We start from the raw sequence: 20,628 nt of genomic DNA on the forward strand, positions 1-20,628 counted from the left end.
GTTGATGCTTCATGCAGTTGGGATCGTTTCTGAATATAATCCGTTCCACAACGGGCATTTATATCACCTGCAGCAAGCCAAAGTCCAAACAGGTGCCGATGTGTCAATTGCGATCATGAGTGGCAACTGGCTGCAAAGGGGCGAACCAGCTATTTTTGATAAATGGCAACGCACCAAATTGGCTCTCGATAATGGGATTGATATTGTTGTTGAGTTGCCTTTTTTTTCGGCTGTCCAACCATCCCATATATTCGCATCTGGGGCAGTTACTTTGGCAGCAGACCTGCAGTGCGATTGGTTGTCGTTTGGCGCGGAGAACCCCAGCATTGACTATCAGGAGTTAATCGACAATCAACCTCGGCATGATAAGAGCTTTAAGCAATTTGATCGTCCGTATCCTTCCATTTTTCAAGATTATTTGTTCAAAAAAACTGGGATTCGGTTAAATCAGCCCAACGATATGCTTGCGTTTGGTTATGCGAATGCTAATTTTAATTTGGGAGCGCCATTGAAGCTGGTCCCGGTTAAACGCATTGGGAGTGGCCACAATGATCGTCAAATTGATTCCTCAAGCTCAATTTCGAGCGGATCGGCAATTCGGACGGCTTTACTGGCTGGAAATTCAACGGCTGTTGCCCGGTTTGTTCCAACTGAAACGCAGGAACTGATTCAGGCTCAACAGCTGATGACTTGGGATCAATTCTGGCCGATGTTGCGGTTTGAGTTGGTCGAAACACCCATTGATGAGCTCCACAACATTTATCAGATGACTGAGGGAATCGAGTATCGCCTTAAGCGTTGTGCCATCAAAGCGACTTCTTTTCGTGACTTTTTACGATTAGTCAAAACAAAGCGGTATACGTATACGCGAATCCAACGATTGTGCACCTATGTTTTGGTTCACGCTTACCCTCAAGATATGCTGGTTAAACCAAGTTATATCCGTCTGTTGGGGTTTAGCCGCAACGGTCAGACATATCTTAACCAAGTCAAAAAGCAGCTGTCGCTACCTCTTATCACCAAAATTAATGAGGATGTTGTTCAAGATTACATTGAAATGGATTTCAAGTCAGGGATGTTATTTCAAATGATCAATCAGGTCTCACAAGATTTTTATAAGCATCCAATTATTCACTAAAAGAGGGCTGAACCTATCAAGCAAAACACCTTGACAAGCCTATTTGTTGCCGGTATAATGAGTTTTGTTGCATTGGAGGAATTATATTGAAATGGTACTTTAAGGATCTCCAAAAGTACTCTGATACTGATCCTTTCACGTTTAATGAGCGTATTGATATCAAGGATGATTTGTTGCAACGATATTCCGAACAAGTTATCGATGCGACCCCGTTCGATATCGATGGTCAGGCATTTGCTGATCGGGGAGATGTAATTATTGACACTCATATCGTGGGTAAGCTTGTTGTACCGTCCTCAAGATCACTTGAGCCGGTAGACTTACCCTTAGACTTTACCATCGAGGAGTTTTATGTGCCCTCTAAGGCTGCTGAAGCCCGATATGGTAAAGATGATGTGGTGTTTGTCCTCGATGAAGATGCCGAAGTTGATATGGAATCTGCAGTAAGTGATAATGTTATTCTGCATATTCCAATGCACATTTTGTCTCCTGACGAGATTGCTGGCAAACAGATGCCCAGTGGCAAAGATTGGGACGTCATGTCAGTAGATGATTATAAGAATCAGAAGGCAGAGTTAAACACAGTTGATCCACGTCTGGCAAAATTGAAAGATCTTTTTAAAGATCAAGATTCAAAATAACCGGGCCTAAAAATTTCACTAGTGGATATTTTATTTTTGCAAGGAGGGAAAGAATATGGCAACACCAGCACGTAGAACTTCAAAAGCAAGAAAACGCATGCGTCGCGGTCACATTAAGTTGACGACTCCTAATTTGAGCCTCGACCCTAAGACCGGTGAATACACCATGCCACACCATGTTTCACCATCAGGCTTTTACAAAGGCCGTAAAGTAATTAAAGATAACAAGTAGTTTGACAAAACGGTTTAGAACGCCATGGATTCTAAGCTGTTTTTTTATGCCCAAAATTTGGATTAGAGTGATATCATGGCACACTGGTTATGAGCTAGTTTAGCTTTCACGATATAAAAAAGGCGCCAACCTTTAACTGGTTAGCGTCTCTCTAAGGATCTTCTCAATAGACAGTCATTATTTAGTGAAATCAACGACCATCCGGCCAACAATCTTGTTAGCTTTCATTTCGTCGATGATGTCATTTACTTCGTCCAAACGACGGGTGTGAACGATTGGCTTAACTTTGCCTTCAGCACCGAATTGGAAGGTTTCTTTGAGGTCTTGACGGGTACCAACTAATGAGCCAGCAACTTGAATACCATCAAGAACAGTCTTATCGATGTTAAGAGCCATGTCACCTTTAGGAAGGGCAACAGCAACTAATTTACCATCTGGACGCAATGCGTTAACTGAAGTTGTGAAGGCATCAGTCGTTACGGCAGTAATTTGAGCATTGTGAACCCCGCCAACCTTCTTTTGGATCTGTTCAGCAACATCTGGATCATGACGGTTAATGGTGATGTCGGCACCGTTTTCCTTAGCAGCAGCCAGTTTTTGTTCGTTACCATCAACGGCGACAACGTGGGCACCAAATACGTTGTGGGCATATTGAACGGCTAAGTTTCCAAGGCCACCACAACCAACAACTTCAACCCATTGACCTGGACGGGTTTCACCGACTTTAAGAGCTTTATACATGGTAACACCAGCACACGTTAATGAAGTTGCTTCAACTGGGTCAAGACCTTCAGGCACCTTAACTGCGTAGTCAGCAGGGACGATAACCTGTTCAGCCATTGCACCGTCAACGGTGTAGCCAGAGTTTTGAACGTTGCGGCAAAGAGTCTCACGGCCAGTTGTACAATATTCACAGTGACCACAGCCTCTGTAGAACCAGGCGATTGAAACTCGATCGCCAATTTTCAAATTGTCGACATCGTCAGCAACCTGGATAACTCTTCCGACACCTTCGTGACCAATGATTCGGCCGGGAACCTTACCAAAGTCGCCAGCAGCAACGTGAAGATCCGTGTGACATAATCCACAATATTCAACCTTAACTAATGCTTCACCTTCATGAATTGGTCGTAAATCTACATCTTTAATATCAACATATCCATCAACTGGATCGCGTACAACAGCTGCTTTCATCTATTAATCATCCTTTTTGTAATATATTTTCAAACAAGTACATTATAAGCAAGCTAGCAACGATATTCAAGTGAAAAAGTACACAAAAATCAAAAAATGAAAAATATTTCCAGAAAATGTAAGCCTTTTAGGTGAATAGACCAAAAAAAGCCTAAAAGGTCAAACTTAATGACTATCTGTTTCATAATTATGGTAAAATGAGAGTTATGTTAAAATATTTCAATAGATATAATAAAGAAACTAATACACTTAGGAGAGCTGATCATTTATGAGTCGAATTTTGATTATTGAGGACGAAAAGAATTTGGCGCGCTTCGTCGAACTCGAATTAAAGCATGAAGGATACGATACTCAGGTTGAGTTAAATGGCCGAACTGGGTTACAAGCAGCGTTGGATGATAATTTTGACGTTATTCTGTTGGATCTGATGTTACCTGAACTAAACGGAATGGAAGTTGCTCGTCGCCTTCGGGAAAAGAAGAACACACCAATTATCATGATGACTGCCAGAGATTCTGTCATTGATCGGGTTTCTGGCTTCGATCATGGAGCTGATGATTATATTGTTAAACCATTTGCCATTGAAGAACTATTAGCTAGAATTCGAGCATTGCTTCGTCGAATTCAAATAGAGAACGATCAACAAAAGAGCAATAAAAAGTCAGTGACCTTCAAAGATTTAACGATCGAAAAGGAGAGTCGCATTGTTCGTCGCGGCGATGAAGTCATCAATTTAACCAAGCGTGAGTACGAACTTCTTCTAACATTAATGGAAAATGTTGACGTTGTCTTGGCTCGAGATGTCCTGTTAACCAAGGTTTGGGGATATGATTCCGAAGTTGAAACCAATGTTGTTGATGTTTATATTCGATACTTACGTAACAAAATTGATCGTCCCGGTGAGAACAGCTACATCCAAACTGTCCGAGGGACCGGGTACGTGATGCGTTCATGAGTTTCTCCAAATCAACAGGGACTAAAGGTAGGCGATCGTTAAAATGGAAGTGGGCTTTCTTCACTTCTCTCGGTGTTTTGGCAATCGTGTTAATTTTTTCCGTTGTGCTCTTTAATCGATTTACAAACGTGTTGCTGCAACAGGAAAAAATTCACATTGATAATACCTTGACGACCGTTTCGTCACGACTATCTAATTATGACTCACCATTGAGTAAAAAAGATGTTGACCATTATTTGCAGCCAAGTATCACAAAGGGTGAGAGTGCGGCGACAAATGGTCAGTCGGATTCTGATAATATCTATTCGGATTCGCTGATTGTTAACTTTTCTCGTGATAACATTCTCGTTAATGTTTATGGTACTGATAAGAAGCTACTCTTTAAATCCCGAAATGACCCAGTAACCTTTCACTCGGCTGACAAGCGTAAAATCATGACGACTACTTTTCGAGGAAAAAAGGAGTTAGTCGGAATTGAGCCATTGCTGTCAAAAAAGAACGGCTCGTTAATTGGTTATGCCCAAGTGACCGACAAGTTAGGTGATTATCGGCGAACAACAGGCAAATTGCTTGCCATTTTGGCAATTTTGGTCATTATTTCAGTTATTGTGGCCATGATGTTTGCTTATTTACTGGCTGCTGAAATGCTTCGACCGATTAATGAAATTCAAGACACAATTAATAAGGTCAAGACTGATCCTGATTCTGACGCTCGGGTTCCTGATTTAAAAACGAATGATGAACTTGCGGACTTGGGTGACTTATTAAACAGTATGCTGGATCAGACTCATCGCTATATTGACCAACAACAGCAATTTGTTGAAGATGTTTCTCACGAATTGCGGACACCGGTGGCAGTTATTCAAGGGCACATCGAAATGCTCCTCAGATGGGGTAAGGACGATCCTGAAGTGCTCTCTGAGTCGTTGAAGGCATCCCTTCAAGAAACTAAGCGAATGAAGAGCTTAGTAACAGAAATGCTTGATTTATCGAGAGCTGAGCAGATTGAGATCAACTACGGTGAAGAAATTACCAATGTTAATGAGGTTTTTGCCCAAGTCTACAATGATTTCAAAATGATTCATCCCGATTTCACCTTTACCTTCGACGATGATACGGATAAGAGCATTTACGTTAAGATTTATCGGAATCACCTTGAACAGGTCTTAGTTATTTTACTTGATAATGCAATTAAGTATTCTACTAAGCGAAAAGAAGTCCACCTTTCATTATCGACCTCGATGTCCAAGGTCAATATCGCCGTTCAAGACTTTGGTGAGGGGATTTCCGAGGAAGATAAGCAGAAGGTCTTTAATCGATTCTACCGAGTTGATAAGGCTCGCAGTCGTGATAAGGGCGGTAATGGGTTGGGACTTTCAATCGCTCATCGATTAATCGAAGCCTATCATGGCAATATTTCAATCGAGAGTTCTTTGGGCTACGGCTCGATATTCCAAATTAATCTACCTATCATGACAGATATGCCAACAGAAGATGAATTAGGCGATCAGCCAAAAGATAAAGAGTCTTCTGAATCAGCAAATGATTCAAATTCAAAAAGCATAAAATAAACGAGTAATTCGACTTTTTCAGACGAACTACTCGTTTTGTTTTTGTGGATGATTACTTATGATGCCGTTGCTGTTTGCCGGCATTCCGTTGCTTACCAGTGTTCCGCTGGTTGCTGTTGGACGGTTTAGAGGCATTGCTCTTTGGAACAGAAGATTGAGGTTGATGCTGTCTAATCCGCTGTTTGTCGGCATTACGCTGCTTACCTGAGTTTCGTTGACGATTACGATTGTGTTCGGTTTGAACTTCAGAAGGCGTCTGGGGTTCCGGCGCAGCTTTTGGTAATAAGTCTTCGACCGTGACTTTTTGGCGGCCTTCCATTTCTTTGGCAATATTTTTGCGAATCCTTGGTCGATATAAATTGATGATCAATGTTTGCAAGCAAGCAAACAACCCACCAATAAAGAAGTAAATTCCAAGACCGGCTGGAGCGTTCATGGTGAAGAACAAGATCATCACTGGACTCATTAACATCATCATGCCCATTTGCTTCTTTTGAGCCTTCGGAGTACCCAGCATTGCAATATATCCTTGTAATAAGTACGATAGGAATGAAAGGATTGCTAATAGTAAACTGGATTGCCCGAGTCGAATGCCCATGAAAACAGTGTGAGATAGTTCAGGTGAGTATCGAATCGCAAAGTAAAGTGCGGAGAAGATGGGCATTTGAATTAGCAGTGGCAAACAACCAATTCCACCGGTCATTGAAATACCGTTCTTCTTGTATAGTGCCATCATTGCCTGACTGACTGCAGCCTGTTCTTCTTGGGTCTTAGCCGCTTTTTGCCGCTTCTGGATTTCGGCCATCTGCGGTCTGATCAACTGCATTTTTTCCTGCTGGATGGTAGAAGCCTTAAGCTGGCGAATCATAATCGGTAACAGGAACATTCGGACAATCACGGTCAAAGCGATAATTGCCCAGCCATAACTGCCGACAATTTGGGCGATTGCTTCCATGACCGATTGCGCTGGTCGAGCTAGATAATCATAGACGATCCCATAAGGCTTTCCAGATTTAGTTGTTTGCACGCAGCCGCTCAATAGAACAGCCAAACTAGCTAAAAGTCCAAGGGTCGATAAGTGCTTGAGTTTTTTCATTTGGTAAGACCTTTCTTAATTTAGTACATAAACAAGAGTAATGTTACTCGATTATGACTGACATTTCAATTTAATATTTCACATCAAACCCCTTATAATCAAAATTGGTTATATAATTGATATCGACGTGATTAATTTTTGCATAGGGAGTCGGTGATTTTTTGATCTGGCTGATAAATTTGTTGAGGTCAGATTCTGACCCAGTTGCAACTACTTCAACGGAGCCATCAATCTGATTTTTGACCCAGCCCGAAATGGCAAGAGATTGGGCAAGCCGGATTGTGGACCACCGAAAGCCGACACCTTGAACTCGTCCAAATACAGTCATTTTCACAGATTTCATATGATCGTTCACATTTAGCACCACCCAAAATTTGTTTTATAAAATAGGAGAAAATTATGGAAAAAATTACTTCAAATCAAAATAACAGAGTTAAAGAATGGAAAAAATTACAAGCTAAGAAGGGCCGGACAAAATCAGGGGAATACATTATTGAGGGCTGGCACATTGTTGGTGAAGCAATTCGCCATCAAAAAGAAATTTTAGCCCTAATGGTAACTGATGAAGACTTCTTAGATCAATTAGAGTTTGATGATACTAAAGTACCAGTGTATTTGATTACCCCAGAAATTGCCAATCACATTTCTTCAACGGAAACGCCTCAGGGAGTCTTTGCGGTATTGAAAACTGAAGATTATCATGAATCGATTCCGGATAATTTAACCGGTGCCTGGTTGTTATTGGATAATATCCAAGATCCAGGTAACATTGGCACCATGGTTAGAACTGCAGATGCCGCTGGCGTAAGTGGCGTTGTCTTTGGCCGCGGAACCGCTGATATCTATAATCCCAAAGTTGTCCGGGCAATGCAAGGCAGCCAATTTCATATGCAGCTTTTTAGTGGCGACCTTTTAGATTGGTTAGCAGCATTGAAGAAACAGCAAGTGCCGACATACGGAACTGAATTAAATGATCAGGCTGTCTCCTACACTGATGTGACCCCAACTCAAACATTTGGTTTAGTGATGGGAAATGAAGGCAATGGGGTTTCACCTGAAATATTATCTTGGACTGATCAAAATTTGTATATTCCAATGAAGGGTGAAGCAGAGTCATTAAATGTTGCCGTTGCAACCGGAATTTTGCTTTTTCATTTGTTTAAATAAAAAACAATTTAATTGATCTTTCTTACAATACCATGTATTATAGCAATTAATAAAAGGTAAAGGGGAATTACATGCAAAAGGATGAATGGAAAAATGATTCCGAGTATTGCGCAATAGTTGCTGACTTGTTGGCCAATGATACTGTCAAAAAATTAGCAAATTACAAACAACATCATCATTCAACCAGGTTAGAGCACTCTTTAGCTGTGTCTTTTGATAGTTATAAGATTGCTAAAAGACGTGGTTTGGACTATCGGGCAGTTGCGCGGGCAGGACTCCTTCATGATTTGTTCTTCTATGATTGGAGAACAACCAAGTTTGATCTTGGTTCTCATGCATTTGTTCACCCACGAGTTGCCTTAAGGAACGCCGAAAAGATCACCAAGCTTTCTCCAATTGAAAAGGATATTATCCTCAAACACATGTGGGGATTAACACTTGCTAGACCAAAGTATGAAGAAAGTGTTATAGTTTCTTTAGTAGATGATTACGAAGCGGTTCATGAATTCATGAGCCCCGTTAAGGTCAAGTATGATGACTTTAAGAATCGTGTTCATCGCATTTCCACCAGCAAGTAGCCATTTTGATTAGATTGGGGGGATATTATGAAACAAGCCGTTGGATTGGAAGATGAAATTCATTATTATCTTTGTCCTAAATTTGAAAAGACTTTTTCGTTTCTTGGGAAGAAATGGAATGGTCTAATTATTGATGTTCTCTTGCAGGAAGGTACCATGCGTTTTCGGGAACTGGCAAGACAAATTCCAAAGTGCAGTGATCGTGTTCTGGTTGAACGTTTAAGAGAACTGGAACAAGATGGTATTATTGACCGTCATGAGTATCCGGAATCATCCTTAATTGAATATTCGTTGACTGAACAAGGAGAAGAATTGGCACCAATTATGCATTCAATTCATTCTTGGTCTGAAAAATGGTATGCAGGCTTGAAAAAGTAGCTTGACCATTTTTTTATTTTAGCTTATTATTCATTAACGTAATGTGTTTGAGAAAAAAGTAGTAGGTGATGGCTTTATCCAGAGACTCTGTGGTTGGTGTGAACAGAGTAAAGTTATTTCACGAATTCATTTTTCGAGCTGAAATTGGGAGTTATCATTTAATAACGAAAAATTTCCGGTAGTCACCGTTAAAGATATATTAAGTGTGTCATTCTGTTTGAATGGCAAATTAGGGTGGTACCGCGTTGCTTCGTCCCTTTGTGGGCGAGGCTTTTTTTGTGCTTAAAAATAAACTTTGGAGGGATACTATGTCTTTACGGGATAAATTGTCCGAGATTAAAGAAAAAGGGCTGGCTGACATTGGCCAGACCGATGATTTAAAAACATTAAATGAAATCAGGGTTCATCTACTTGGTAAGAAAGGCCCAATTACCGCCGCTTTACGCGGGATCAAGGAATTGACTCCAGAAGAACGTCCAGAAGTTGGTAGTTATGCAAATAAAATTCGGGACGCGATTTCTGAAGCTGTTGCCCAGCACCGTGACCAGTTGGAGACTATTCAGCTAAACAAACAATTGGCTGCTGAAAAAATTGATGTAACGCTGCCTGGTAAGCCGGTTGCTCAAGGTCAACCACACGTGATTCAACAAATTATCGACCAAATTGTCGATCTCTTTTTGGGAATGGGCTACGAAGTTTTGACTGGCCCCGAAGTTGAAGAGGATAAGTATAACTTTGAAATGATGAACTTACCTAAAAATCATCCAGCAAGGGATATGCAGGATACTTTTTATTTGAGTAAGGAAATCTTAATGCGGACGCAAACTTCACCAATGCAAGCTAGAGCTCTTGAGAAACATGATTTTTCAAAGGGGCCTTTGAAGATGATCTCCCCCGGGATTGTCTATCGTCGAGATACGGATGATCCGACCCATTCTCATCAATTCCATCAAGTTGAAGGGTTGGTTATCGATGAACATATTACAATGGCTGATCTCAAAGGTACTTTGATTACCATGGCGCAGAATATCTTTGGTGATAAATTTGATATCCGTTTGCGGCCAAGCTACTTCCCATTTACTGAACCTTCAGTTGAAGTTGATGTCACCTGTTTCAACTGTATGGGTAAAGGTTGTGACGTTTGCAAGCACACAGGCTGGATCGAAGTTTTAGGTGCCGGAATGGTCCATCCAAATGTCTTGAAAATGGCTGGCGTAGATTCAGATGTATACGGTGGATTCGCATTTGGTGTCGGCCCCGATCGATTTGCAATGCTTAAATATGGTGTGGACGATATCCGAGACTTTTATTTGAATGATGTCCGCTTCTTAAATCAATTCAGCAAGAGGGGTAATTAACATAATGAAAGTATCTTATAAATGGTTAAAACAGTACTTAGATCTTAATATGCCTGCCAAGGACTTAGCTGAAAAGATCGAACGAACTGCCGTTGAGGTTGATTCAGTGACCGTTGCAGAAGACGGTCTCAAAAAGTTAGTGGTTGGCCACATTTTGTCGATGAAGAAGCACCCAGAATCCGACCATTTGCACATTTGTTCAGTTGATGTGGGTGAAGATGAGCCGCTCCAAATCGTCTGTGGCGCTCCCAACGTGGATGCTGGTCAAAAGGTCATCGTGGCTTTGCCTAATTCTCGCATTGGCGGTAACGTCAAGATCAAACGTTCAAAGATGCGGGGCGTTGAATCAGAAGGAATGATTTGCGCGCTCGATGAGATTGGTTTTTCAAAGGATGTTGTTCCAAAGGAATGGGCGGACGGAATTTATGTATTTGATGATGATGTCCCAGTTGGCGAGCCGATTTATCATTATCTTGGAATGGATGATCCAATCATTGACTTGGATGTGACTCCAAACCGCGGTGACATGTTAAGCATCATTGGAACCGTTCATGACCTGGCTGCAATCTACGATCAGAAGCCAGAGATCAAAAAACCGAGTGTAGAAGAAGATCAGTCGTTAGATGTTAACACTGAAATCAAGGCCACCGCAGATGCCAGTTTGGCTAAGACTTACAAATTGCGAGTTGTCGAAGGCGTCAAAATTGCCCCAAGTCCAACTTGGCTTCAAATTACCTTATGGAACGCTGGCATTCGACCAATTAATAACGTTGTTGATGTGACTAATTATATTTTGTTGAAATATGGACAGCCACTGCATTCATTTGATAAGGATAAAATTGATGGCGACATTGTGGTCCGTAATGCTAAAAAAGGTGAAAAATTGGTTACTCTGGATGAAGATGAGCATGAATTATCCCCAGATGACATGGTCATTTCAGACAATGATCATCCGATTGCCTTAGCAGGTGTAATGGGTGGGTTTAACACCCAAATTGATGATGAGACGCAAAATGTTGTCATTGAATCGGCTATTTTTGATTCTTTCCATATTCGCAAGACTGCCCAGAGGCATGTATTGCATTCAGAGGCATCGCAACGATTTGAAAGGGGAATTAACCCAGATGGCGTTGAGGATGCCTTAAACGAAGCCGTAAGCATGATTAAACAGTTAGCAGGCGGTAGGATCGCCCAGGGAATTGTGACTGCAAGCGAATATCATCCAGAATTACCGGTTATTTCAATCACGGCTGAGCGAACCAATCACGTTCTTGGGACTTCACTGAAGCTTGAAGAAATCAAGAGCATCTTTGACCGACTTGAATTTCCAAGCGTTGAACACGGAGATACGCTGGCTGTGACGGTACCTGCCCGCAGATGGGATATTCATATTGATGCAGACTTATTTGAGGAAGTTGCTAGAATTTATGGCTATGATAACCTGCCAGTCACATTACCCACTGGTCGCCAGACCATTGGTGTTTTAACACCTACCCAACGTCTACAGCGTGCTTCTCGCCAGATTCTGGAAGGAATTGGGCTTACCCAGGCCATCTCATATTCATTAACGACTGATGCCAAAGCAAAAATGTTTTTGATGCGCGATTCTGAACCAACCAAGTTGCTTTGGCCAATGACTCAGGACCACACAACGTTAAGAATGAATCTGTTATCAGGCTTGCTGGATGACGTTGCATACAATCACGCCCACAAAGTAGACGACGTTTCTCTTTACGAAACTGGTCGGGTATTTTACAAAGATTCTGCTGACCAAATTAGACCTGAAGAAGTTGAACATGTTGCTGGGGTCATTACGGGTAACCTCACCGATCCTGCTTGGAATAATCACGTCAAACCAGCTGACTTTTACTTAATGAAGGGCATGGTCAATCAGTTTATCGTAAACCTTGGGATTAAAGGCGAAATTGCATATAGTGCGACTGATCAATATCCGGAGATGCATCCCGGCAGAACAGCCAACATTTCAATCCATGGCCATAATGTGGGTTTTGTGGGTCAAATTCATCCCCAAATCGCCAAAAAGTTTAAGATCAAAGAAACCTATGCCTTTGAATTGAACATGCAGGCCTTAATCGATTTACCAAAGAATGACGATCAATATCAACCAATTGCCAAATATCCTTCAGTTAAACGAGATATTTCAATGATTGTTGATAGGGAAACAACCAACGATGAAATTGTGGCTGTTATGAATAAACGTGGCGGCTCTTATCTCTCGGCAATTCGGTTATTTGACGTTTACGAAGGCAAAAACGTTCCGGATGGCAAGAAGTCAATGGCTTACTCATTAACATATGTCAACCCTCGCGAAACGCTCAAAGACGAAGTGGTCAATGCAGCCTTTGAAAAGATTAAAAAACGATTAACAGCTGACTTAAATGCGGAAATTAGGTAGTTTCGAACTTATAATGAAGAGGTATGTAGAAGGAGGAGCTTCCGATGAGCAATAACTCAAATCAACGAACTCCAAAGCCCAATCGAAGCCTTGGGCGCAGGATCATTATTTCCGTCATTACGTTAATTGTTATCTTAGCCGTTACAATTGGATTTATGGGTTATCATTTTTTCCAAGAGGCATTACAACCACTAAATGCTCAGGATACAGCTGTCAAGCAGGTCCATATTCCACTTGGGGCATCCAACAAACAAATTGGGTCTATTTTGCAAAATAATAAAATTGTCAAAAGTGGCATGGTTTTTGATTATTATGTCAAATCAAACAACATGGCTAATTTCCGGGCCGGCTATTACCAACTGACTCCGGCCATGAGTTTGAAAAAGATTGCGGTCAGATTGCAGCAAGGTGGAACTGATCAACCAATCCAAAGTACGAAAGGGAAATTGTTAGTCCGTGAAGGATTGAATATTGATCAAATTGCCAAGCAAGTCGCTGCCACAACTGATTTCTCAGAACATGATTTCATTTCACTGATGAAGGATAAGACCTTTATTCGCCAGTTGGCTAAACGTTATCCTCAGTTGCTGGCATCTGCGATGAAATCTGAGGGCGTTCGTTACCGCTTAGAAGGGTATTTGTATCCTGCAACTTATGAGGTTAAGAAGAACACATCACTCAAAGCATTAGTTGAGCAAATGGTTGCCAAAACCAACCAAGTGTTGATGCCATACTATCCAAAGATCAAGAAGTCCAAAATGACGCTTCAAGAATTTATGACGTTGGCATCTTTAATTGAACGTGAAGGCGTCAACCAGACCGATCGACGAAAGATGGCGGGCGTATTCTTAAACCGAATTCAGATTAATATGCCAATTCAGTCGGATATTTCCGTTCTGTATGCAATCCACAAAAATAATAAGACATTAACTGCAAAAGATCTACAAGTTGATTCACCCTATAACCTTTATGTGAATGCTGGCTTTGGTCCGGGACCGTTTGATAGTCCAAGTATCAGTTCCATCAGTGCTGTGTTGCATCCACTGGACCGATCAAAGGATTACTTATACTTCTTTGCCAACACCAAAACGCAAAAAGTTTATTATTCAAAGACCTATGCTCAACATCAGGAGCAAATTGCCAAGCACTCACCAAGTAAGAAAGACGATTAACGTAATTGAAAGGGATATTATTTAATGACGACTCCAGATAAACGACCGGTCGTCATCGGCGTAACCGGTGGCTCGGGTAGTGGTAAAACAACTGTTAGCCGAAAGATTTTTGACCAACTTTCAAACTATTCAATCATGATTTTACAGTTGGATTCTTACTATAACGATCAATCTAATATGACGATGGCTGAAAGAAAACAAGTGAATTATGATCATCCCAATTCATTTGATTATGATTTGTTGGTTAAGCAGCTAACTCAGTTATTGCACTATCAACCGATTGAAAAGCCCGTGTATGATTACAATCTGTTTACCAGAAGTGATCAGACGATTCATCAAGATCCTCGAGAAGTCATTATTCTTGAAGGCATTTTGCTACTTGACGATCAGCGATTACGTGATTTAATGGATATTAAAGTCTTCGTTGATACAGATGATGATATTCGACTGATTAGACGGATTGAACGTGATACCAAAGAACGTGGTCGATCATTAGATAGTGTGATCAACCAGTATTTGACAACTGTTAAACCAATGTATCATCAATTTGTCGAACCAACGAAGCGCTATGCTGATATCATTGTTCCGGAGGGTGGCGAGAACCAAGTTGCCATTGATCTCTTGACAACGAAGATTCGGTCTATTTTAATGAAACGTGGTAACAAACAAATTAACAATAATATCGATTCTACAATTTAATCGATCAAAGGAGAATACTAATGGCTGAACAAGAATCATATCCAATGACTGAAGAGGGCCGTGACAAGCTCAAAGCAGAGTTGGAAGACCTGAAAGTAAATCAACGACCAAAAGTGGTCGAACGAATCAAGATTGCTCGGAGTTACGGGGATTTGTCCGAAAATTCTGAATATGAGTCTGCTAAAGACGAACAAAGTATGTTGGAAAGCCGGATTAATACGATTGAGCATATGCTACAATATGCCCAAATCATTGACTCCAATGCCAGTGAAAAAGATGAGGTGACGGTTGGTAAGCATGTCACTTTCAAAGAATTACCCGATGAAGAGCCCGAAACTTATCAAATCGTTGGTGCTGCCGAAGCTGACCCAATGTCTGGCAAGATTTCAAACGATTCACCAATTGCCAAGGGACTGCTTGGGCATAAACTTAATGAAGAAGTAGTCATCCAAATTCCAGCAGGGAATATGAAAGTGAAAATTTTGAAGGTTGAGTAGATTAACCTTTTATTTCACAAAGTAAATCAATAGTTAAAAAAGCTTGAGCAATATAATCCTTGCTCAAGCTTTTTTGCAACCCAATCACGCCATTCAAAAAGTTTGTGAAATTCAATGACGATGATATACTAAAAGCGTGGTGATTTCGAATTTGATTAGGAGTGTGACTTAAAATGAAGATTGAGGTTACGGATTCAGCCAGTAAATGGTTCCAACAAGAAATGGGACTGGGAAACGGAAATGGCGTTCGTTTTTACGGGAAGGTATACGGAAAAACGCCAGTTCATGATGGTTTTTCGTTAGCATTAACGAGGGATGATGATCCCGAAAAAGTGTACACAAAAACCAATAAAGATGGCATCAACTATTTTGTTGACGAAGATGACCGTTGGTTCTTTAAGGGGTATGACTTAAAAGTTGATTTTGATCCAAAAAAGGATCCAGAAAATGTCGTTTACACCTACGAAGCGAATGGTGAACTTTAATTAACTCATAAAAGTGCCAGTGGCCTTGAAGACGTAATTGTCTCCAAGGCCACTGGCACTTTTTGCTGTTTAATTGATTCTAATCTTGATCTTGAGCTTCAGTTACTTCTGAATGTGTTAAAGCTTTTTTCTTCTTGGAACGGTTGCGGTAAAATTCAAATCCGATAAAGACCCAACCGATTAATCCAATGATGAGACCGGCCGTTAATCCTTCCGGCCAGAAACTAAGCTTCACAGTATGATGGCCTTTTGTCATCGGAACATACAGGAACATGTTCTCCCACATCTTAGGGGTGACAGCTTTCCCATCAACGGTTGCATGCCAACCTTTTGAATAAGGAATTGTGGTTGTTAATGCTTGATTATTAGACTTCACATTAACCGTTCCACTCATTGAACGTTCATTCCATTTGTTAATCTTGAAGGGATTAGCCTTCATGTCATTTGAAAATTGTGCAATTTTGCTATTGTGGACTTTGTACAATCGAACATCCCGTAGCATTGTACTACTTGCGTTCACAAAAATCTGGATATTAATGTTACCGGCAACTTGTTCGTTACCAATATTGGCAATAATTGTTCGTTCAGAAGGGGTAAACTGCGTTTGATTTTGGCCATCGACTGAGATTGAAATTTGACCCTTATTAAAGTTGGTCCCAAGTGTCATGTAATAAGAGGTGTTGGCTTGAACAGGGACAGTCAAGATGATGTATGAAAGTTCCATCATATTTTTCTTCTTCAAGATTGCGTTGTTCAATTTAGAAATCTTGTAAATATTGTTGTAACGAATATGTGAGTAATTGGCTGGTTGGTAGAGGCTCTTAATATTTGGATCTAAACGGTTAGCCAGTTCATTTTGATATTCGATTGGATCAGAAGCAATTTTGTTATTATTCATGCCGCTCTTTGGTGCTAAGAATCCAAGTGGTAATGCGTATGGGTTCTTGTAGGTTCCAATTAACTTGTCCTGTGAAAGGAGTTCATAACTGGTTAAATCAGGTTTTCTGGTAAGTGCTGGCACGGGTTCTTTTTGTTGCTTCTTGTTTGGATTGTTTTCGGGAATTTGTTGATTCATATAATACTTCATTCCCAGCAACGAATCAGTAAACATCGTTCCGTTTGAATAAAGAACGAAGGAATCCCCGTTTGGTTGACCAATGTGTTTAAAGAATTGAGAAGTGTTGGCCTCAAGGGTTGAAGAAAAGATTGAACCGCCGTTAAAGTCAGCAGCGAATGCATCGTTCTTGGTCCGGGCAAAAGTTGTGCCAATCCGGTAGAAGCTCTTATCCTTTTGTTTAACTTGGTTAACTTCCTTACGAAGCATCTTGGTATAGGTTGTAAAATCAGTACTCTTTAAATAATCTAAATTGTTGAGCGAAGTGACCATGTTAAGACCTGCTTCACCAGCCATCACGACGAAAACGGCAACGGCTAACAATAGGCTTTGTTTATAAATGGCACAGGCAATAATGACACCCGCACTGATAACCAGGAAAACACATCCCCAGATAAAGTTGTCTGAGTGCAGATATTCGAAGTGCTTTTTGAAGATGCCGACGTAAGCGACTCCCAGGACGATAAGTCCCATCGCGATTGAGAACCGTTTGGAATCAAGGCCTTCCTTTAAGATATGCAGGAAGGCGCTAAAGGCAGTTACAATCATCAAGAATGAGAAGAGATATGAGAATCTAAATGTGTACCAAACTGGCAGCTGCCAGCCGTGCCACAGCAGATCAAGCGGTTGGAAAACCATGGACAGGATCATAAACGCGGTCAGTCCAAGGTTGGCAAAGCGGACGTTTTTCTTGATACTTGAAATAAAGAAGTAATAAACAAATAAAATGACAACGATACTACCTACAAAAATATTCGCGGTTCCACTTGGCAACTGTTTGAAATCAACGGAACCGTTGAAAAATTTACCAAGCATGTCAAGCGGATTGTATTCAAAGCGAATTTGGAATTGGTTTCTGGTATAATGAGTTTTTCCGGCAAGCAGCGAGAAGAAAGTGGGAATGAGCAGCCAGGCCGTTAACATTGCACTCAAAACTGACGCCTTAATCCACTTAATAATGATGTGAAGGTATTGACTGGTATCGACCGGATAAGCCTTGGCAATGCCGTAAATAACCATATAAGCGGTTAGGAATAAAGCGATCATCCAGCCCATGTAGTAATTAATGATAAACATGACCGTCAATGCAACAACGTAAAGCACACTTGATTTGTCATGAAGGAGTCTCTGAAACCCTAAGAAAATAATTGGTAGAATAATCGCGGCATCAATCCACAATGTGTTGAATTGGTTAGCGATCATCCAGCCCATCAGTGCGTAGGCGGTTGAAAAGCCAACCACTGACCAGCTAACGTATTTCTTGGATTGAATCAAGAAATACCCAAAGCTTAAGCCACTGAGCGCATATTTGAGCAAGGTGATGATTGCGATCACGCTGGGCAACTTTGAAAGTGGGAACAGCAAGATTAGCAAGTTCAAAGGACTCATTAAGTAATAACTCCAAGTCCCGATCATCCCACCGCCCAATGCATTGGCGAAGGAATAAATAAAACCACTTGGGTTATGTAAGAGGGTGTCTCGGTAGTGGGCAAAGAAATCAATGTACTGTTGGCCCATATCAACCGTCATTATCGATGAATTGCCAAACGGCGCAAAACGGCGATAAATGAAGTAACAGGTTGCAATTGCGAGGGGCACCAAAAAACACATGGCGTAAATAATGAATCGTTTTGTCTTTTTGACTTTCATATACAACGTCCTTTTCTAAAAAATAAATATCATTGTTTAGAATATCATAATTAATTAAAGAATGGGGAACGGTTCTAGTTTTTACGGTAAAAATTTGATAGAATTGATTCCATGGCAAGGAGTAAATATCGTGAAAATTTTTAAGAAAAGAAACAAAAGAATAAAAAAGGGTAAGGCAGCATCACTGCCCTTTCGAATTAATATTATCTTCATTATTGTTGGTATCTTGTTTGTTGCATTATTAACTCAACTGGCCTATCTGCAGGTCATGTATGGCGCTAAATTTAAGGCGGAAGTGAATCGATCCGACACGTCTGTTGTCAATGGCAATGTTCAACGGGGAATGATTTATGATTCCACTGGCCATATTTTAGTTGGTAATTCAGCTCATCAAGCCATTGTGTATACAAAAGGCGTTAATGATCTGACAACCGATCTCTACCGGACAGCCAATCGTTTAGCTGACTATATCACGGTTTCAACGTCCAGCTTAACGAAGCGCCAGCTTGCTGACTACTATTTGTCGGACGCAAATAGACTATCGGCTGTTGAAAAGAAAGCGCCTGGAATTTCTTCCGGAGATAGTGAAGACGCAATGTATGACAAGGCTGTCAGTTACGTCGAAAAGATGAATCCTGACACTTTTAGCCATGCAACCAAAGTGGCAGCCACAATCTTCGCAAAAATGAGTGGTGCTTATCAATTATCAACTGTCAATATCAAGGACAGTGGGGTCACTCAGAGAGAAGTTGCTGAAGTTGGTGAACATCTTGCAGATATGCCTGGTGTAAACGTCGGAACCAGTTGGAGCCGAAATTATCCAAATGGTCAGTCGATTCAAGGAATTACCGGGACGGTATCTAATGAAAAGACTGGGTTACCTAGTGATCGCGTGAATGAATTGCTTGCTCAAGGCTACTCACGTAACGATAGTGTCGGCCAAAGTTACTTGGAACGGCAATACGAGCCTGTTCTTCGTGGGACTAAATCTCAGACCCAGATCGTTTTAAACAGTGATAACCAGATTAAGAAAGAAATTAAAAAGTACGGTGGTCAAAAAGGTGACAACCTTCAATTAACCATTAACGCCAAATTCCAAAAGGATCTTCAATCCTTGGTTCGTTCTGCAGAGTCTGGCGCTGGCGGCAACTCAACCGGAACTTACGCGGTTGTCATGAACCCCAATAACGGGGCCATCATCGGAATGGGTGGGGTTAACCGGAATCCTAAAACCTCTAAGATCACTGATAACATTCTGGGAACAATCAACAGTTCAATTGTAATGGGGTCAGTTGTCAAAGGAGCCATGGTTTCTGGTGCCCTTATGGATGGTGTCATTACACCAACTAACAGCACCTTAACCGATCAACCGATTACCACTGGCGGGGTTAAAAAATCTTCATGGTTTAATCATAGCGGTAATGCAAACATTGCCGTGGATGCCAGTGGCGCGCTTGAAGTATCTTCAAACTCTTATATGATGCAGTTGGCTATGAAGGAAGGCCACTTTAATTATGTTGAGGGTGGTGCGTTGACCATGAGTCCGAACGTGTTTAATACCATGCGAGGATACTTCAACCAGTTTGGCCTGGGAGTTGATACAGGAATCGATATTCCCGGTGAATCAACAGGGCTTAAAGGTAAGAGTGGCAAGTCTCACATTGGGAGTGCATTGGATTTAGCATTTGGTAACTATGATGCTTATACAACCATGCAGGTTGCCCAATATATTTCAACGGTCGCCAATGGTGGTTATCGAATTGCTCCCCACGTTGTTCAATCAATCAGAGGAACCACAAAGGATGGTAAGCTTGGCCAAATCAAGGCCACCGTTATGCCAGATGTTTTGAATCATATCGACATGACCCAATCACAACGAGCCGTCGTTAAGAAAGGGTTGTATGATGTGGTTCACGGAACCAACACGTACAAGACTGGTGGCGAACTTGATACGATCAAACCCGAGATTTCCGCTAAAACTGGTACCGCTCAGACTTTCTATGATGGCAACGAAACAGTTACTTTGAGTTTGGCTTCCTACGCGCCGTCAACTCATCCACAGGTTGTGGTCGCCCTCGCAATGCCTAATTTAGGGGTAAATGCTGAGAGTAACAACATGCAGTTAGCGAAGAGAATTTATGCTGCTTATTGGAAGGATGTTCAATCAACTTCAACTGTTAAGTAAAAACACTTAACATTTATTGATTTAATCCTAGTAATTTTACAAGATTGATGATAAAATGTTTTAAGTTAAGGCTAATAGAGTAGCTGTATTAATAAAAAGTTT

19 protein-coding genes and 1 other annotated feature are annotated in these 20,628 nt (G+C 41.1%); of the genes, 15 read left to right on the forward strand and 4 right to left on the reverse strand.

Translation table 11 applies throughout. The annotated features are described in order from the left end of the window. The first annotated feature begins 4 nt into the window (after positions 1-4). The 3 genes from FD12_RS08495 (at position 5) to rpmF (ending at position 2,011) form a co-directional block, all read left to right on the forward strand. Positions 5-1,138 (forward strand): nucleotidyltransferase, encoded by a 1,134-nt coding sequence (locus tag FD12_RS08495; RefSeq protein ID WP_054746683.1) that lies wholly within the window; start codon positions 5-7, stop codon positions 1,136-1,138. 86 nt (positions 1,139-1,224) lie between these two features. Continuing rightward, complete coding sequence (locus FD12_RS08500) at positions 1,225-1,779, forward strand: DUF177 domain-containing protein (protein ID WP_054746682.1); 555 nt, start codon at positions 1,225-1,227, stop codon at positions 1,777-1,779. A gap of 55 nt (positions 1,780-1,834) precedes the next feature. Further along, positions 1,835-2,011: a 50S ribosomal protein L32 gene (rpmF, locus tag FD12_RS08505; RefSeq protein ID WP_013728002.1), complete on the forward strand. Its 177-nt coding sequence runs from the start codon at positions 1,835-1,837 to the stop codon at positions 2,009-2,011. Between the two features lie 177 nt (positions 2,012-2,188). Here the strand turns inward: rpmF and adhP are convergent, their stop codons facing one another. Further along, positions 2,189-3,205 carry an alcohol dehydrogenase AdhP gene (gene adhP, locus FD12_RS08510; RefSeq protein WP_054746681.1) on the reverse strand — a complete coding sequence of 339 codons (1,017 nt, stop codon included), beginning with the start codon at positions 3,203-3,205 and terminating at the stop codon, positions 2,189-2,191. A 268-nt stretch (positions 3,206-3,473) separates the two neighbouring features. On the opposite strand from adhP, the gene FD12_RS08515 reads away from it, so the two are divergent. Together FD12_RS08515 and FD12_RS08520 are read left to right on the forward strand one after the other, a co-directional pair. Then, positions 3,474-4,160, forward strand: coding sequence for a response regulator transcription factor (locus FD12_RS08515; protein ID WP_056982640.1), 687 nt, complete (start codon positions 3,474-3,476; stop codon positions 4,158-4,160). Continuing rightward, positions 4,157-5,731 (forward strand): HAMP domain-containing sensor histidine kinase, encoded by a 1,575-nt coding sequence (locus tag FD12_RS08520; RefSeq protein ID WP_056982643.1) that lies wholly within the window; start codon positions 4,157-4,159, stop codon positions 5,729-5,731. Before FD12_RS08515 ends, FD12_RS08520 begins: the two co-directional genes overlap by 4 nt. Positions 5,732-5,783: 52 nt before the next feature. Here the strand turns inward: FD12_RS08520 and yidC are convergent, their stop codons facing one another. Together yidC and FD12_RS08530 are read right to left on the reverse strand one after the other, a co-directional pair. Next, positions 5,784-6,827 (reverse strand): membrane protein insertase YidC, encoded by a 1,044-nt coding sequence (gene yidC, locus FD12_RS08525; protein ID WP_056982645.1) that lies wholly within the window; start codon positions 6,825-6,827, stop codon positions 5,784-5,786. 70 nt (positions 6,828-6,897) lie between these two features. Continuing rightward, on the reverse strand, positions 6,898-7,170 hold the full coding sequence (locus FD12_RS08530; protein WP_186825923.1) for an acylphosphatase: 273 nt from the start codon (positions 7,168-7,170) through the stop codon (positions 6,898-6,900). Positions 7,171-7,226: 56 nt separating this feature from the next. Here FD12_RS08530 and FD12_RS08535 point away from each other — a divergent pair, with 56 nt between their 5' ends. The 9 genes from FD12_RS08535 (at position 7,227) to FD12_RS08575 (ending at position 15,577) form a co-directional block, all read left to right on the forward strand. Next, complete coding sequence (locus tag FD12_RS08535) at positions 7,227-7,994, forward strand: TrmH family RNA methyltransferase (RefSeq protein WP_056982648.1); 768 nt, start codon at positions 7,227-7,229, stop codon at positions 7,992-7,994. A 71-nt stretch (positions 7,995-8,065) separates the two neighbouring features. Then, the gene (locus FD12_RS08540) at positions 8,066-8,572 is read left to right on the forward strand and encodes an HD domain-containing protein (RefSeq protein WP_056982650.1); all 507 of its coding nucleotides are present in this window, start codon (positions 8,066-8,068) and stop codon (positions 8,570-8,572) included. Positions 8,573-8,599: 27 nt separating this feature from the next. Next, a complete protein-coding gene (locus FD12_RS08545) occupies positions 8,600-8,950 on the forward strand; it encodes a winged helix-turn-helix transcriptional regulator (RefSeq protein WP_054746678.1) in 351 nt (116 codons plus the stop codon). 37 nt (positions 8,951-8,987) lie between these two features. Then, positions 8,988-9,211 (forward strand) — a binding site (T-box leader). A gap of 47 nt (positions 9,212-9,258) precedes the next feature. Further along, positions 9,259-10,308: a phenylalanine--tRNA ligase subunit alpha gene (gene pheS / locus FD12_RS08550; RefSeq protein ID WP_056982652.1), complete on the forward strand. Its 1,050-nt coding sequence runs from the start codon at positions 9,259-9,261 to the stop codon at positions 10,306-10,308. A gap of 4 nt (positions 10,309-10,312) precedes the next feature. Then, positions 10,313-12,724 carry a phenylalanine--tRNA ligase subunit beta gene (gene pheT, locus FD12_RS08555; protein WP_056982655.1) on the forward strand — a complete coding sequence of 804 codons (2,412 nt, stop codon included), beginning with the start codon at positions 10,313-10,315 and terminating at the stop codon, positions 12,722-12,724. Between the two features lie 44 nt (positions 12,725-12,768). Further along, complete coding sequence (gene mltG / locus FD12_RS08560; protein WP_054746677.1) at positions 12,769-13,896, forward strand: endolytic transglycosylase MltG; 1,128 nt, start codon at positions 12,769-12,771, stop codon at positions 13,894-13,896. 24 nt (positions 13,897-13,920) lie between these two features. After that, on the forward strand, positions 13,921-14,595 hold the full coding sequence (gene udk, locus FD12_RS08565; protein ID WP_054746676.1) for a uridine kinase: 675 nt from the start codon (positions 13,921-13,923) through the stop codon (positions 14,593-14,595). Positions 14,596-14,615: 20 nt separating this feature from the next. Further along, complete coding sequence (greA, locus tag FD12_RS08570; protein ID WP_056982657.1) at positions 14,616-15,092, forward strand: transcription elongation factor GreA; 477 nt, start codon at positions 14,616-14,618, stop codon at positions 15,090-15,092. 173 nt (positions 15,093-15,265) lie between these two features. Then, positions 15,266-15,577 (forward strand): HesB/YadR/YfhF family protein, encoded by a 312-nt coding sequence (locus FD12_RS08575; protein ID WP_054746675.1) that lies wholly within the window; start codon positions 15,266-15,268, stop codon positions 15,575-15,577. Positions 15,578-15,656: 79 nt separating this feature from the next. Here the strand turns inward: FD12_RS08575 and FD12_RS08580 are convergent, their stop codons facing one another. Beyond that, complete coding sequence (locus FD12_RS08580) at positions 15,657-18,341, reverse strand: YfhO family protein (protein ID WP_056982659.1); 2,685 nt, start codon at positions 18,339-18,341, stop codon at positions 15,657-15,659. A gap of 130 nt (positions 18,342-18,471) precedes the next feature. Between FD12_RS08580 and FD12_RS08585 the strand changes: the two genes are divergently transcribed. Beyond that, positions 18,472-20,526 carry a peptidoglycan D,D-transpeptidase FtsI family protein gene (locus FD12_RS08585; protein ID WP_054746674.1) on the forward strand — a complete coding sequence of 685 codons (2,055 nt, stop codon included), beginning with the start codon at positions 18,472-18,474 and terminating at the stop codon, positions 20,524-20,526. Positions 20,527-20,628: the final 102 nt, after the last annotated feature.

The organism is Lentilactobacillus rapi DSM 19907 = JCM 15042 (genome assembly GCF_001436255.1).
Lineage (GTDB): Bacteria > Bacillota > Bacilli > Lactobacillales > Lactobacillaceae > Lentilactobacillus > Lentilactobacillus rapi.

Excerpts from the sequence above, each read along its gene's own strand:
- FD12_RS08495 (WP_054746683.1), top strand. The coding sequence starts at position 5 with ATGCTTCATGCAGTTGGGATCGTTTCTGAATATAATCCGTTCCACAAC.
- rpmF (WP_013728002.1), top strand. The coding sequence starts at position 1,835 with ATGGCAACACCAGCACGTAGAACTTCAAAAGCAAGAAAACGCATGCGT.
- adhP (WP_054746681.1), bottom strand. The coding sequence starts at position 3,205 with ATGAAAGCAGCTGTTGTACGCGATCCAGTTGATGGATATGTTGATATT.
- FD12_RS08515 (WP_056982640.1), top strand. The coding sequence starts at position 3,474 with ATGAGTCGAATTTTGATTATTGAGGACGAAAAGAATTTGGCGCGCTTC.
- FD12_RS08520 (WP_056982643.1), top strand. The coding sequence starts at position 4,157 with ATGAGTTTCTCCAAATCAACAGGGACTAAAGGTAGGCGATCGTTAAAA.
- yidC (WP_056982645.1), bottom strand. The coding sequence starts at position 6,827 with ATGAAAAAACTCAAGCACTTATCGACCCTTGGACTTTTAGCTAGTTTG.
- FD12_RS08530 (WP_186825923.1), bottom strand. The coding sequence starts at position 7,170 with ATGAAATCTGTGAAAATGACTGTATTTGGACGAGTTCAAGGTGTCGGC.
- FD12_RS08535 (WP_056982648.1), top strand. The coding sequence starts at position 7,227 with ATGGAAAAAATTACTTCAAATCAAAATAACAGAGTTAAAGAATGGAAA.
- FD12_RS08540 (WP_056982650.1), top strand. The coding sequence starts at position 8,066 with ATGCAAAAGGATGAATGGAAAAATGATTCCGAGTATTGCGCAATAGTT.
- FD12_RS08545 (WP_054746678.1), top strand. The coding sequence starts at position 8,600 with ATGAAACAAGCCGTTGGATTGGAAGATGAAATTCATTATTATCTTTGT.
- pheS (WP_056982652.1), top strand. The coding sequence starts at position 9,259 with ATGTCTTTACGGGATAAATTGTCCGAGATTAAAGAAAAAGGGCTGGCT.
- pheT (WP_056982655.1), top strand. The coding sequence starts at position 10,313 with ATGAAAGTATCTTATAAATGGTTAAAACAGTACTTAGATCTTAATATG.
- mltG (WP_054746677.1), top strand. The coding sequence starts at position 12,769 with ATGAGCAATAACTCAAATCAACGAACTCCAAAGCCCAATCGAAGCCTT.
- udk (WP_054746676.1), top strand. The coding sequence starts at position 13,921 with ATGACGACTCCAGATAAACGACCGGTCGTCATCGGCGTAACCGGTGGC.
- greA (WP_056982657.1), top strand. The coding sequence starts at position 14,616 with ATGGCTGAACAAGAATCATATCCAATGACTGAAGAGGGCCGTGACAAG.
- FD12_RS08575 (WP_054746675.1), top strand. The coding sequence starts at position 15,266 with ATGAAGATTGAGGTTACGGATTCAGCCAGTAAATGGTTCCAACAAGAA.
- FD12_RS08580 (WP_056982659.1), bottom strand. The coding sequence starts at position 18,341 with ATGAAAGTCAAAAAGACAAAACGATTCATTATTTACGCCATGTGTTTT.